8 protein-coding genes are annotated in these 15,294 nt (G+C 48.4%); 1 reads left to right on the top strand and 7 read right to left on the bottom strand.

Annotated features, from left to right (window positions below; all coding sequences use genetic code 11):
• Positions 1 to 5 precede the first annotated feature (5 nt).
• The 7 genes from BMZ56_RS00040 to BMZ56_RS00010 form a co-directional block, all read right to left on the bottom strand.
• Positions 6 to 3,326: a SusC/RagA family TonB-linked outer membrane protein gene (locus BMZ56_RS00040; protein ID WP_090622222.1), complete on the bottom strand. Its 3,321-nt coding sequence runs from the start codon at positions 3,324 to 3,326 to the stop codon at positions 6 to 8.
• A gap of 226 nt (positions 3,327 to 3,552) precedes the next feature.
• Positions 3,553 to 5,598, bottom strand: a complete 2,046-nt coding sequence (locus BMZ56_RS00035) for a helix-hairpin-helix domain-containing protein (protein WP_090622218.1) — start codon at positions 5,596 to 5,598, stop codon at positions 3,553 to 3,555.
• On the bottom strand, positions 5,588 to 6,385 hold the full coding sequence (locus BMZ56_RS00030) for a PorV/PorQ family protein (RefSeq protein ID WP_090622215.1): 798 nt from the start codon (positions 6,383 to 6,385) through the stop codon (positions 5,588 to 5,590). Before BMZ56_RS00030 ends, BMZ56_RS00035 begins: the two co-directional genes overlap by 11 nt.
• A gap of 112 nt (positions 6,386 to 6,497) precedes the next feature.
• The gene (locus BMZ56_RS00025; protein WP_177194984.1) at positions 6,498 to 8,210 is read right to left on the bottom strand and encodes a RagB/SusD family nutrient uptake outer membrane protein; all 1,713 of its coding nucleotides are present in this window, start codon (positions 8,208 to 8,210) and stop codon (positions 6,498 to 6,500) included.
• A gap of 36 nt (positions 8,211 to 8,246) precedes the next feature.
• On the bottom strand, positions 8,247 to 11,348 hold the full coding sequence (locus BMZ56_RS00020) for a SusC/RagA family TonB-linked outer membrane protein (protein ID WP_090622208.1): 3,102 nt from the start codon (positions 11,346 to 11,348) through the stop codon (positions 8,247 to 8,249).
• A gap of 243 nt (positions 11,349 to 11,591) precedes the next feature.
• The gene (locus tag BMZ56_RS00015) at positions 11,592 to 13,016 is read right to left on the bottom strand and encodes a Gfo/Idh/MocA family oxidoreductase (RefSeq protein WP_090622204.1); all 1,425 of its coding nucleotides are present in this window, start codon (positions 13,014 to 13,016) and stop codon (positions 11,592 to 11,594) included.
• A 53-nt stretch (positions 13,017 to 13,069) separates the two neighbouring features.
• Entirely contained in the window at positions 13,070 to 13,927 is an 858-nt protein-coding gene (locus tag BMZ56_RS00010) for a sugar phosphate isomerase/epimerase family protein (protein WP_090622199.1), read from the bottom strand.
• A 127-nt stretch (positions 13,928 to 14,054) separates the two neighbouring features.
• Here BMZ56_RS00010 and BMZ56_RS00005 point away from each other — a divergent pair, with 127 nt between their 5' ends.
• On the top strand, positions 14,055 to 15,080 hold the full coding sequence (locus BMZ56_RS00005; RefSeq protein WP_090622194.1) for a LacI family DNA-binding transcriptional regulator: 1,026 nt from the start codon (positions 14,055 to 14,057) through the stop codon (positions 15,078 to 15,080).
• Positions 15,081 to 15,294: the final 214 nt, after the last annotated feature.

Genomic DNA, 15,294 nt, shown 5'->3' with positions numbered 1-15,294 from the left:
TTCATTTAAAATTCTGCATTCAGTCCGATGAGTAGTTTACGCGTTGGCGAATACCGGGCGCTGTTGGCGCCTTGGTTAATCACCGGAGATTCCATATTTACGTCGGGGTCGCCACCACTGAATCCGGTAAAGACCGCAACATTATCCATACTCGCTTGCAGCGAAAGTCTCGACAACCAATTAAATCGATGTGGCACGGTGTAGGTGAGACCAATATTCTGTACCCGGAAATAGCTGGCATCTTCGATGTACCGCGACGAGACATTATTCGACTGGTTGTTTCCACCGTTAATCAATTGTGGATGGGTAGCCTTGTCTCCCGGCTTCTCCCACCTTACCCAGTCATCATCCGGCACCATTTGGTTGTGCGACGGATGTGCCCCATCGGAATCGATCTGCATGCGTTGCCCGAAAAAAACATGCTGCCCACTGGCATAGGTACAAAGCACACTCAGCGCAAAATTCCTGTACTGGAAATCGTTTCTGAGCCCACCCGTAAAGTCTGGATAAGCAGAATGAATAAATAGATTGCTAGCTTCGTTGTAAACTGAGGTGGTCGTAACATGCGCCGGATTATCGCTATTTGCTCCATGCAGGATGTTTCCGTTTTCATCTTCCCAACGCACCCAAAGCGGCTTGCCGGTTTCACGATCCACACCGGCCCATTCTTTCATATAGAAATACCGGAGGGGCAGTCCCTCACGGATCCGCATATTATTACCAGACGCAATATCCTCCCCGTCGTTTAGATACATCACTTTACTTTGGTTGATGTTGATGTTAAAAGCCGTTTCCCATCGGAAGGCACCGGTTAGGTTGGTGGAAGTCAAATTTACATCGATACCGCGGTTGCGCACCGCCCCGACATTGCGCTGCTGTCCTGAAAAGCCCGTCGTCGCCGCCAATGGGACATTTTGCAGCAGATCTTTGCTGCTCTTATTGTAAGCATCCAACTCTACCTTAAATCGGCCAAACATGGCAAGTTCCAGACCGACATTTGCGGTTTGAGCGATTTCCCAAGTCAGATCCGGATTAGCAATCCGAGCGGGCCTCGCGCCGGAGTTACCGTTATATCCCGATACATCGGAGAAAACAAATGTTCCCAACGATAAATAATTGGCAATATTCGCATTTCCTGTCGTACCATAACTCATCCTCAATTTCAACAGGTCCAACCATGCCTTATCCGCCAAAAACGATTCTTCACTGAGCATCCAGGAGGCACCCAGGGAATAAAATGTTCCCCACCTGTTATTGGCACCAAATCGCGATGAGCCATCCGTCCGGAGTGAACCCACGAAATAATATTTACGGTCATAGTTATAGTCAACCTGCCCGAAAAAAGAAGAAAAACCGGTTTCCACGGTATTGCCATCCACCGATTTCGGACTGCCCGCAGCACCGATTGCCGAAAGACCCAGCGGCACATCCATACCCACGGATTGTGTAAACCGATTTTTAATGTAGTTATATTCCTGTCCGAGGATACCCGAGAGATTATGCTTCCCGATGTGATGACTAAGGTTAAGCAGGTTGGAAGTAATAAATGAGTTTTCATAGGTATACTCCTGGGTAATCCGCCCCTTCTCAGCCACCGCCAATACGTGGTACTGATCCAATAGCTGCGTCCAATCAACCCCCGAAAATCCCCACCTATTCGAGGTGGAAAATGACATCCAATCCGTTAGCTTAGCCGTGAGTTTGACATCGCCGTTCAGATTTAGATTTCTGGTGAGGTCTGAGTAATGATCCCGATCATAAAAATAATTTGACTTGGCGTTTCCCAGCCATTCACTACCAGGCTTCATGGGGTTATAAGGAGTCACACCGTCCGCTTCATACGGCGAATCCCAGGGCATATTGATGAAATATTGGGCATTTACACCTTCCTGCCCTGTCAGCACCTCGTTTGGCAACCTCTCGTTCGTACCATTGACCCGAAACAACAGTGTAAACCGGTCGGATATATCGTGTTCGAGATTGGCCCGGAATCCCGCGCTTTTGAACGAAGTATTAATCAGCGTTCCGGTTTCATTGTACAAATTTCCGCTGACATAAAACCTTGTTTTTTCGCTACCTCCCGACAATGCCAGCTGGTGCCGGTTCAACGTCCCCCTACGCGTCAACATATCCTGCCAATTGGTATTCGTATGCATCCGCGAACTTGGGAGAACCGACTCAAGGTAGTCCTGGAAAGAAATGCCCGTAAAATTCGGATCCTCGGCCGCGACGCGGGCATTGTAAAAATTCTCAAAAGCGTTCGATTGGTGTGCATACAATTGATTTCCATCCATCATCCGCAAATTCCCATCCTGGTGCTCAGCAAAACCTAACGTTCCGGAATAACTTACTTTGGTCTTCCCGCTCTTCCCACTCTTGGTGGTGATGATGATTACCCCATTTGCCGCCCTAGAGCCATACAGGCCGGTAGCGGCGGCATCCTTAAGTACGGTCACTGATTCGATATCCAACGGATCTGCCGATCCTCCAATGATACCATCAACTACATACAAAGGTTGATAGCCCGCTCCGATGGACCCCACTCCCCTTACGACCACATTGGTTGCTTGGCCGGGTCTTCCTGAACTATTCGAAATCACCAGCCCCGGCACTTTACCCTGCAACATGGATCCGAGGTTTTGGGATGTCACTCCTTTTAGCTTTTCGCTATCGACAACCGCCACAGAAGAAGATAATTCTGAGAGACTTTTTGAGCTGTATCCCACGACAACAACTTCATCCAGGTCACTGACAGATTCCTGCAATGTAACGTTGATGGTGGCTGAAGCTGTCACCGGGCGTTCTAACGTTTCATATCCTATAATGGTAAATACTAAAGTACCTTGCCCCCCCGGAACGGAAATCCGGTAGTTTCCCTCGTCATTTGACGTGGTAGCAACGGCCGTTCCTTTAACCGCAACGGTTGCTCCGGCAAGCGGCATACCACGGTTATCTGTTACCCGACCGGTAATTTCCCGAGGCTGTGATTGTCTTAACCGCGAAACAACGATCGTATTGTCGCGTATCTGGAAGCCGAGCCCCGTATGCTCAAACCCCATTTGAAGAATTTTCTCAATCCCCAGGTCTTTTGCATCAATAGTTACCAATGGTGCTTTTGCCAAATCTTCATTGTTGTAAATAAATTGATAATCAGTCCGATTCTGAATGATCAGAAATAATTTTTCAAGTGTTTCGTCTTTCACCGAAAATGTAAACTTGTTCTGTGGATACGCCGACGTAACAAGGACTGATAAAATAATCAGTTGCAGCGCGGCATAAACCCGGATGGTTTGCTTCAGGTAATGGTAACGGCTTTTCATCTTCATTAATCATGAACGTTTAGTATTAATAATTGGTCAACCTTCGATGCGTTCGTTGGAATCTTTCTAGAAACAACTTCTTTTTATAAAAGGATGACATGAAAAAAAAATAAATTTTACAGCGACATAACACCACTGTTTCGAGTTGCGAAATTAATCGGGAAAATTCACATAGAATATGCAGAAATCATGCGTAACAAGGGTACTATTTGTACCTAATTAGAAGGTTTAGTTAAAACTGCCACCGTAACTGCACCCGTACATCCGACCGCTGGTTACCTTCAATCGTGTCCAACCCACTTCCTACCTCCTCTGCTCCACGGTAAACGAACGTTGCAAACCGCAACCATACATCCATCCTGCGACCGAATCGATAACGAAGGTTAAGATACGTGCGGATGCCATCGTTGTGATAGAGCGGAAAGGAGTACGCATACAACACATTGTTTTCAAAGGCATATATGCGCGAGTTATATCCCGGTGTACCAAACAACGCGATACGTGCGTTACCGCTTAGCTTGCCAGCCATCGGTTTGAAGATAATGTCCTGATAGACCATCCACCCAATCTCTGTCGCATCTCCTTCCTTCCGATAGTGGGTCAATTCCACGCGGTTCCGCATTCGCCATGCATCGCTGATTTTATACTGCCCGCTTATACGCAGTTGCTGCCGCAGCACCTCAACCACCCGATTATGTGGCAATTCCATCGAAGCATTTTCTTCGCGTTGCCTATATCGGTAACGAATGGATACATCCGCCTTTTTATACCATGTATAGGTGAATTGCGTAAGCAAATCGACTCCTTGGGAGGGTGCGTCCACCCGATACCGCAACCAGGGAAAGCGAAAAAAATCGCCATACAATACCCACTCGACGGCCCGGCTCGGATGGTATACCAGGCCGGAGTAGAGTCCCCGTTCATTGGATGCGACGCTTCCCTCCGCAATGCCTTGGTTAAAAAACGAATGATAATCACGTTGGTAATTCCGATAATGCAGTGCCACGGAAAGATGGGAATGCAACGAGGCGATCATTCCATTTGTGAAAGCGAAACCGCTGCCGATGCTATGCGCTGCTTCGCCATATAGGTATATTCCCTGCCAGGAATAATTGTAATACAGACTGGTATTCCACAGGCTGGCACCCCGGAAGGCATATTGATTACGCAGGAGATCCTGCGGCTGAATGGCCGCACCGAAGTGAGTGTGATACGCCGTTGCGCCAATCCGGAAACGTCTGTATTCATACTGTGCATTTGTGCCGTATACCCATTGGGCCACTGCACCCCGGTTGGCTATCTCATTCGGTGTACGATGCAGCCCGGTCTGACCGATTGAACCTATGGAAAGCCTACCATCGGTGTATGACACCGATCCATCAAGGCGACGTTTGGAAACAAACGGCGTGACCGAGAAGGGTCCTCCTGCGATCGTAGCGGCGGCTCCACGCAAAAAGGGCACCTCGTTGGAAGACGTATAGGGTCGCAAACCCGTGGATTGTCGGGCCATGCCCTGAACCATGGAACTCTTGCCAAATCCCAAACCATTCCACATGGCCAATCCCTGACCGAACTGCAGGGCATAATCTCCTACAACCAAACCTTTTAACATCCCCTGATTACGTACATAAACGCTGCCTGAATAGAAATCGAAGCCACCGCGTTGTGCTTCGCCAAACAATGCTTCTCCGGCATCCTTTTTCATGTTAAAAGCAACTTGTAAATCGCGGCCAAAATGATACCGGTATCGAACAAATAGTTGATCGGGCGTGCCCAGGTATCTGGACCGACTGGTATCGGTAATGGTATATCCGCGTCGCCGCTGAAGCGTCCGCCCGTACCGGACCATCAAATCGTGTGTCCCCTCGTTCACCAATTGGTGCGCACGGATCCCCGATAACGAATTCGGGGCATTAACCGTAACGTAAGGTACTATCAGCCGAAGCAATTCCGTATCCACGCCCTCAATTACCTGCAGTTCGTAGCGGGATACAAATCTTCCGGATCGATTGCGATGATCCAATAAATTATCAATAAACAACTGGGGTATAAATTGCAATTCTTGTAATTCGCTGCCATCCGTCCGGTTCAGGTCGATCGGATGCCGTGCATAGTACTCCAACCGCTCTGCCAATTCTGAAAAGTCAAACCCCTCTGTCTGCTCCTCGGCTACAAACTCCATCAACCGCTCCACGAGTAGATCTGTTTCCGATTGACCGTATAAATCGCACGCAAGCAACAGCCCTATTATCGAAATGACGTATCGATCAAAACGCATAGCTGATTCCTATTTGTGGGGTTGTTCCTAACCGGGGGTGGAAAGTAGCTGCTGCATCCAATATGAAATGCTGCCAACGCAATCCAAATCCGGCGTGTTGTTGAAGCGGATTAACAGACACGCCCCCGCGCAGAGATAACAAATCCGCGATTGTGTATTCGACGCCGAAATGTCCATCCAATGCATGATGCGTTAAGCGATATTCCATTTCTGCGGCGACCACGACCTGGGGCCACGGATAGCTAATTCCTGCTTTCACGTAAGCAGGGATCGTCCCATATACCGCCTGCCGATAGGTTGCTTTACCCACGTTGGTATACTGCATCCCGATCATTATGCCTTTCGGAAATCGATACTGCATTCCTACATCTACCGATAGTGCAGACACATTTATGTAGGACGGGATATGAAGCTGGTGGTAGCTGGTAGAAAGGCCGAGCGCTAGCTGGGGCCCTAGGCGCTTAGCGAAAGAGAAACTGGCTTTCAGATCGTTATAAGCAGCCTTCAATCCGAACCGATTCAACGCCAATCCGAAAGATCCAAGATGTGTAGGCACCCCCAACAATGCAGCCTGTGTAGTCACATCGTTGGAAAAAAAATGATGTTGATGGTTGACACTGGCCGTAGGACGTTCCACACCCACCAGACCGGCCGGATTGGCCGTCAGACTGTAAATCCCCTCGAGGGCAGTACCCGTAGAACCCATGGCTTGGTAGTTTGGGCCGATGTAGGTTTGGGCGAGGCTTTCACAGGAGATTAGGAGGAGTAAAAGACACCTTCCAATCATGAAGGTGAAGATAGGATAAAAAAGTAAAAATGGAAAAATAAAAAGTAAAAAAGCGCGCATCCAATCGGGTCGATTGGATACGCGCTGTTACCATGTATAACGGACTTTTACACTAATACCCTGTGTTCTGCGTCCACTGTTGGTCGATGTTCAAGTCAATCTGGTCCTGTGGTACCGGCCACAAAACATGATAGTCTTGAATATTCAATCCCGGATTCAACGGATTGTTGTTGTATTTGCGCACCCGCTCAATCAGTTTACCGGTACGTCGGAGTACAAAATGGCGACAATCCTCCCCATAAAGCTCCCTTGCCCGTTCATCAAGCAGGTAATCGATGTCAATTTCACCAGTTTCTGCGGGCTTTGCATGGGACCGGGCGCGGACGCTATTTATATCGGCTTTCGCCAAATCCAATTCGCCGAGCCCGATGTATGCCTCAGCACGGAATAAGTAGGTCTCCGCCAGCCGCATCGCATATAAATCCTTATACGAAGCACCGTTTCCTGACGTGGCCTCGTTATCGAGCACGTTCATTGGGTCTGCAAATTTCAGAAAATACGGATAGATGTATTGACAGGTGTCCCGGATGGGATCCCTGCCTGCTGAGGAAGGATATTTGGAAAAATCTATCTTCTGACCGTCATATGCCGATCCGGGGCTATCGTAGTAAAAATCCCGCTTGATCATATGTTTCGCATTCCGGATATCGTTGTTCCAATTGCCTTCCCAAAGTGTATAGGCGCTGAGATTTGTGGGGCGTATCCAGGAAACACCCCGGCCGAGGGAATCGGAATAGCCCGTATAGGCCCCGTTTACCAATTCACCCCGGAAAGCCGGCTTTCCATCGGGTGTATTTCCCATGCGGAAATATGCCGGACCGAAAGCCCGGGTCCATCGGTTGTTGGAACCGCCGATCACCGTAGATGGCTCAAATTGAATGACCCAGATGCCCTCCTTATTCTCCTTGAGATTCTGATTGCCATAGGCAAATAAATCCGAATACGCATCGCCGGATCCAAATACGTCCGGGTTGGAACCGAACCGTTCCGTCATCAGCTGGTATCCGAAGTCGTCGATTACATGCGTAGCCGCCTGTACCGCCTCATTGTATTTGTGCTGCATTAGATATACTTCCGTAAGCAAGTGATAAGCTGCCCCCTTTGTGATCCGGCCGGGTGCCTCTTCCGAACCCGGGTTGGGAAGGTTTCCGATGGCGAAAGTAAGGTCTTCCTCCATTAATTGATAAGCCATCGTGGTAGGATCCCGCACGAAATCGGTTTTTGCAAAGTCGATCGTTTCTGTTACCACCGGCACGTCGCCGAAGAAAGATACTAGATGCCGGTAGGCATACGCACGGAAAAACAATGCTTCGGCAATCAAGGCATTCCTTTCTTCCGGCGTAAATAACGATTCATCTGCCGTGTTAATACCTTCCACCAACAAATTAACCTGTTGGACTAGTTTATACGGGCGGTCCCAGTATTCCTTTACGTATTCGGAGGAAGGTGTGAGGTAATTCACGTAATTGCAAAGGAACCGGGTACTGTTGGGGTCTTCACCGTGAAAAGCGATATCCGTACCCAACCCCTTGTATATGGCACCCACATCCTGAAGTTCTTCTCCAAAATACCAGTCGTTCCGTACGCGGAAATGGAGACCGGTAATCCCTTGGCTGATTCCTTCTTTGGTATTATACGCATTTTGAGGCGCCAAGAAATCCTTCGGCACTTCTTCGAGAAAGTCCAGGTCATTGCAGGCAGAAAAAACTGCTATTGAGGTCAACAGGCATACAGCCCATCTCTTCGTCATAAATTTTATCTTCATCGTTCTCATGAGTTTCATATATTCGTATGCTGTCCATTATAAAGTCAATCTCAACCCGAGGGAGACATTCCGCATCGCCGGATAGTTGGCATTTGCAGACGCAATTTCCGGATCCCATCCCGACCACTTGGTCCATGTATAGATGTTCTTTCCGGAAAGAAATACCTGTAGGTTACTGATTTTTCCCATACGGGCCAAGAGGTTGTTACCGAATGTATACGTCAGCGATATATCTTGTATCCGCACAAAACTGCGGCTTTCCAGAATCCGGCTTGTTATAGCCGCCGAATTGTATACACCCGTAGCGTTGTCGACACCGTTATCCGGCGTCCAATACGGCCGTACGGCAGACTGATTCATACGCAGTACATCATCCGACCGGCTGTTGACGTTTACAACGGTGTAGTTATCACGCAGATAATACCCGTTTCCACCCTGTATGGAGTTAAGCAGCACATAGAGCGACAGGTTTTTCCAGGTAAGGGTATTTCCAACGCTGAAACGGAAATTCGGATCTTCATAGCCGACAATCTTCCGATCGTTCTGTGGATCAATGCGGTTATCTCCGTTCAGGTCAGCGTATTTATATTGTCCCGGATACCAACCGGTATATGTCCGTCCGGCATACAGATCGTCTTCCATCCATAATCCCCCCAGCATTTCATAGTCGTACAAGGCGGAAATCGGCTTTCCTACAAACCATTCGTTCCCCACATCAAAATCATTTGCGCCACCGTACAGTTTGGCGATTTTATTCCGGTTGATGGAGAATACAACATTGGTCTTCCAATTCAGGTTTGTATTACGGATGTTTTCAGAAGTCAGCTCGATATCTAATCCTTTGTTATCAAGCGCTCCGATATTCGACCAAATGTCCGGATAGCCCGCGGCACCGGGCAGCTTGCGTCTGACCAACACATCGGAAGTCTTGGCCAAATATCCGTCGACGGAACCTGAAAGGCGATTATTCCAGAATCCAAAATCAACCCCTAAGTTTACCGATGAGGTCTTTTCCCATCGCAACGATGGGTTACCGATGGTATTGGGATACAACGAAATAGCGGTATTTCCATCATACACATAATAGTTGGTACCCATTTGGGCAAAACTGCTGTAACGACCGATACCCTGATTGCCGTTTTGGCCGTATGAAAGACGCAACTTGGTATAAATCGACGATCCTTCTTTCCAGAAAGGTTCTTCCGAAACAACCCAGCCAAGGGATACCGAGGGAAGCGTAACGAATTTGGAATCCGGTCCAAATCCGGAAAAACCATCTCGCCGTACCGTACCGGTGATCATGTATCGCCTTTTATACTGGTAGTTCAGGCGGGCCATGTAAGATACCCCCTGTTCCTGCCAAGCCTTTTTCGGATCGTTACTTCCTGGTTCCACAACCGTTACTACCGTTCCCATATTGAGATTATTGAAACCCAGGAGCGGATTTTCAAAGCCCTCTACACGCAGAATATAGGATTGACCAAAGTATTTCTCCCGGCTGTAAAGCAAGGTGCCATTGATGTCGTGATCGCCGAAAGTCCGGTTATAGGAAAGGATGTTATTGAAAATCCATTGGCGGGTTTCCTCAGGACGGCGTTCCGCCCGTCCGTTGTTGGTATTTCCGTTTTCAATGGACACCGGCCAAAATGTATTGTTTTTCCGGTAATTGAACGTGTTTGAAAAATTGAAATCATACGTTAAACCTGCTACATAGGGGATTTCAACTTTTGCATTTGCAACGAAAAATAGATTATTCCGGATGTCCTCGTTGGTCGCTTTCGTCTGACCCAATGGATGGGGCATATACCCCTCATTGGTCAAGAACGTTACGTAGTCATCCGGCGAAGCCAGATCATTATTGGCGAGCGGACTGGCCACACGGGCATCTTCCAGGCTCGCATTCACACCCGAATAGTCGCGGTATGAATAATTCACATTCAGCCCCAGGGAAAGCCAGTCGGTCAGCTTACCATCGACTTTCGAATTGAACGTATATCGGTCAAACTGATCGTTTTTCAGGATTCCCTCCTCCCGGGCGATGGATCCCGACGCGTAGTAGTTGACCCGCTCGGATGCCCCCGAAAAGCTGGCATCGTAATTCGCGATGGACGCTCGGTCTCTCAAAACCTGGTCTACCCAGTTGATCTCATTTCCCGCCAGGTAATTTTGCCGTTCCTCTTCGGTACGCAGACGGGCCGCCACGGTTTCTCTGTTGGTTACGTCAGGGCGAGCCGGCCTACCGGTATCGCTTGTCGGGTTAGTCCGGTACCAGTTATACAATTCCTGCTGATAGAAGTAATCCACAAGCCGGACCGCGTATTGTTCGGCATTCATCACCTTCATCGGATTGTTCGTCATGCCTTGATATCCGTAATTGGCATTGAAGCTGATCCGCGGTGCGCCGGTTTTTCCCTTCTTTGTCGTGATAATGATGACACCGTTTGCAGAACGCGATCCGTATACAGCGGCCGCGCTTGCATCACGGAGGATGTCGATGTATTCAACGTCATTGACATTGATATCAGAAAGTGATCCGTTGAAAATGATACCATCCAACACAATGAGTGGATTATCGTTCGCCGAAAGCGACGTCTTTCCCCGTATGGACAGCGATGCCTCGCCACCTGCTAAACCGTTTTGTTGGATGTTGACACCGGCAGATGCACCGGATAATGCCTGCGTAAGATTGACATTGGGCACCGGCTTGTCTTCCAACGCAACGCGTGTCACCGATCCCGTCAAATCGCTCTTTTTCATCGTGCCATAACCCACCACAATGATTTCATCCAGATTTTGGACGTCCGGTTGGAGGACAACCTCGAGGGGCAATTGGGCACCGGTTAACGCGATTTCCGCATTTTGATACCCTACCGACGAAAACACCAAGGTGGCGCCCGAAGTACTCACCGAGATGCTGAACCTGCCGAGCGAGTCAGTTGTTACCTGTGTCAACGTTCCTTTTTGTATCACCGTTACACCAGCCAGCGGCCCCGCGAGGGAGTCGCGAACGGTACCCGTGATTGTTGATCCCTGCTGTGCACGGCCGGAAAATCCAACGAGGATTCCTGCCAGCAGAAAAACAAACGCCACCCTGCTTCGCAAAGGTGGCAAACAGATGCTTCTTTTTATTCTCATCATATCATAAATTAATTAAGTTTATAAAATCCCACGAACTTCTCCTTCGATCAAGCCGATGGTGTTTCGTTCCATTCCTATAAACACGGTACACCTTGGAGAAATGGTCTCTCCTCGGTGGTTAAAATTGGTTTTTTGAGGTCACTGACCTCCTTTTGGTTTGCTTCGGTAACGAGCGTTTGTGTGTTTGTTTGTGTGTTTGGTAAAAGGAACCGCTTTCACAGCGGCTCCTTGGTGGTCTTACCGTTAAACTTGGTAGTATTGCTCCCACCCCTTGCGCGGCGGCGGACCTACCAGCAGTTCATTGGCTATTTTGTTGTTGGTAATTATTTTTTTCTTCCGGTCAAACTCCAGTTTTGTCTTCAGTTTCTGAGATAGGACGCCGAGGCAAAATACCTGACTAAGCGGTCCGGAAATCTCAAAACGCGACCGCGTCTCTTCCTCTCCTTTGCACGCTTTCAGGAAATTGGCAAAGTGGTTAGACGGGCTTTCCGGTACTTCCGGCAATCGAGAAGCCATTTCCTTCGCTTTTTCTTCCGGGATAATGGAAAGTGTGCTCCCGTGCGATCCGCCTTTGAACGTCAGCTCTTTGCTGTAAATGATTTTACCGGGATTCAGCTTCACCGGTTCCAAGTCGCCCGTGCTTGGCGGCGGAATGTTGGGATCCAACCCCGACACACCATATCCTTCGGGGATTGGGGGTAGATTGTCCAATCCATCGTACCATGTGATATCCAATGCTGGCATGCGCTTACGCTCAGGAAAACGGAATACAATCGTTGAGGACATCGGATAAAAGAAATCATTGTGACCCGTCGCTTTTGTACATTCTACTTCATAGGGAAGTCCCAGATCCAGGAATTGATGCGCGGTATCGATGATGTGCGCTCCCCAGTCGCCCAAGGCTCCCATCCCGAAATCATACCAACAACGCCATTGGCCATTGATGTAGTCGTGGTTATAGTCGTGTTGCTTGGCGACAGCGGAATGCCACAAATCCCAATCCAATGTATCCGGGATTGACTCGGCAGGCGGAAACGACTTAATATTCGGATCCCAACCATGCCAACGGCGCGGTGAATTCATATGTGCCGTGATCGCGGTGACATCCTTGATGATGCCCGCTTCCACCCAAGTTTTAAACTGGAAATAATTTGCCTCCGAATGCCCTTGGTTACCCATCTGCGTGACCACCTTCTTATATTTTCTAGCGGCTTTCATCAGCAGTTCGGATTCCTGGAATGTGCGGCTCAATGGTTTCTCTACATACACGTGTATGCCGAGTCCCATGGCGTGCATTGCAATGGGGAAATGCGAAAAATCAGGCACACCGATGGATACGGCGTCTATCTGGTTGCCCATTTTATCAAATAGTTGCCGGAAGTCCTGAAACCGCGGCACATCGGGGAATTTCTTTAAGATATCCACGGTATGGGGTGCCCCCATATCCACATCGCAAAGCGCAACGATATTGCATAAACCTGTGTTATACAAATCATTAATGATCTGTGCTCCCCGGTTTCCAATCCCGATACAAGCAAGGTTAACCCGTTCATTCGCCGCCGCCAATTTGGGCCGGGCGGATAATAAACCGGGGGAAACGGCTGCCACCGCCGAAGCCAGCATCGCCTGTTTGATAAATATTCGCCTTGAATATGAATTTTTGTCCATTTATAATTGATTTTGAAATACTTTTTTTAGGCAATTACTAAAAAAAGTGTTTATTACGATAATGAGTCAACAACTCCCTGAAAATATCCCTTGCACTCGGCCAATCCAGCTAACGGATCGGTCATGTCCTTCTCAAACTCCAGGCTGCATTTCCCTTGGTAACCTATCTTCTGCAATGTCTTGACGAATCGGGGAATATCGATCACTCCCCGTCCCAATTCGCAGGTTTTACCGTCTTTTGTCGCTGCCGTGACGTTCTTGAAGTGGATATCAAATATCCGATGTTGGTAACGTTCTAGGTCTTTGATGGAATCCTGGCCATCCCGCGTGTTATGCCCCATATCGAAACACAACCCCATACGCTCGTCCAGATTTTTCACCGCTTCAAATACCGTTGTTGCATTTGGATACAACTTGTCCTCCGGACCGTGGTTATGGATGGCGTACCGAATATCATACTCTTTAACTTTTTCGGAGATGTAAGGTAAATTATCCTGTGAGGGAATACCGACCATCAGCTTTACGCCTACCCGTTTTGCATATTCAAATCCCTTATCGATTTCCTCCTTGGATTTTGTCATGTAAATCGGTCCGACGCCATATCCTGTTACGCCTGAATCGGCCAGCTTTTTATGGAATGCCGCAATTTCAGCATCGGTACTGGTAAGCGGTAAATGAAAATCCTTGATACATAGGTAACGGACTTCCATGCGCTTCATCATGGCCAGCGCGTCATCCAGTCCGAATTTAACAAAACTATACCCGGCGATCGCAAGGTCAAACTTGAAACCCTTGGCCGAGTTGGTACGCGCCTCGTTCTCCGGCTGTGCCGATGCGAACGCACGGCCGGCTAACCCCGCCGCCGCAATTCCTAACAATCCTTTCTGAACAAACTTCCTTCTTGTTTCCATCTAATATGAATTTATTTTGAATATATTTGGTTAAACGTTATTCCTCGTTTCGCAATGCGCCAAGCGAATTTCCCTGGCCTCTTGCCTTTTTCTCCACGCAAAGCAGCTTTTTCCTTATCTTAGCCCAATGGATCACAAGCGAGCCACGATCAAGGATATTGCTTCGGCACTTAAACTGTCTCCCTCTACCGTTTCCAAAGCCCTGCGGGACCACCCTAATATCGGCATAGTCACCCGGGAGCGGGTGAAAAAACTGGCCAAAGAGCTTCATTACGTTCCCAATCAAACCGCGATCCGATTCAAACAACAGAAATCGTTCACACTTGGGATTGTCATTCCCAATATGCTCGACCATTTCTATGTGGCCGCCGTGGAGGGTTTTGAGAAATTCGCTTACGACCATGGCTACCATGTGCTCATTGGCCAAAGCCACGAAAGCCTCCAACGGGAAAAAGAGTTGCTGCTCACCATGCAAAGTAACCGTGTAGACGGTTTGGTGATCGCTATCTCCCGGGAGACTGCTGACACTACGCACATCAGTGAGTTTGTCTACTCGGGTATCCCTGTTGTTTACTTCATACGCAAACCCATCAACGAAGAACTTCACTGCGTTTGCAGCGATGTATACACAGGTGCTGTCGATGCGATAAGCTACTTTGCATCCCGCGGTCATCAACGCATCGGCTTTATCAATGCTTCGTCCTATTGGACCACCAGTCGGGACCGCTTCCTTGGCTATCGCGACGGCCTCATTCAACATGGTATCCCTTTTGACAAATCTCTTGTTCAGGAAAGTGATTTCAGCCAAGAAAGCAACCAACAAGCGATACGCCGCTTAATGCAACTCGAAGCTCCACCTACCGCCGTCCTGGCTTTTAAAGATCAGGTTATGCTCGATGCATTGAACTGCCTGCGTCTCGAATTCAACATCCAGACCGACAAGGTCGAACTCATCGGCTACGGCGCGAACCCGATGATCCAGTACCTGGAACGACCTCCACTTGCCTCTCTCAAAGAACAACCCTACGAAATCGGGCAAAAATCAGGCTTATTACTTTTAGACCTGGTTAACCATCCGCGCACAGAATATGAGCCCCAACTGATTAAACTTCCCTGTAAACTAAGCATATTCAGCATGCATCAACAAAGATAGTGAAAGACATCTCCAATTTGCCCGTTCAAACGCCAAACACACCCTCTACCCGATGTGTAAATTTAAAAAAGCGTTCTGGTTAACCTTTTCAAACGGTGTACTGGATTTCCGACCGTCAACTATCTGCTTTCGGCTTTCGGATTTCAGCTATCAACTAGTAACCCACGTTATGTCCGTGTAATGGTTTCTTCTAAATTGTACAATCCGTGGATCA

Origin of the sequence: Parapedobacter indicus (genome assembly GCF_900113765.1) — a bacterium.
Classification (GTDB): Bacteria; Bacteroidota; Bacteroidia; order Sphingobacteriales; family Sphingobacteriaceae; genus Parapedobacter; species Parapedobacter indicus.
This window is presented reverse-complemented; position numbering and strand designations above follow the sequence as displayed.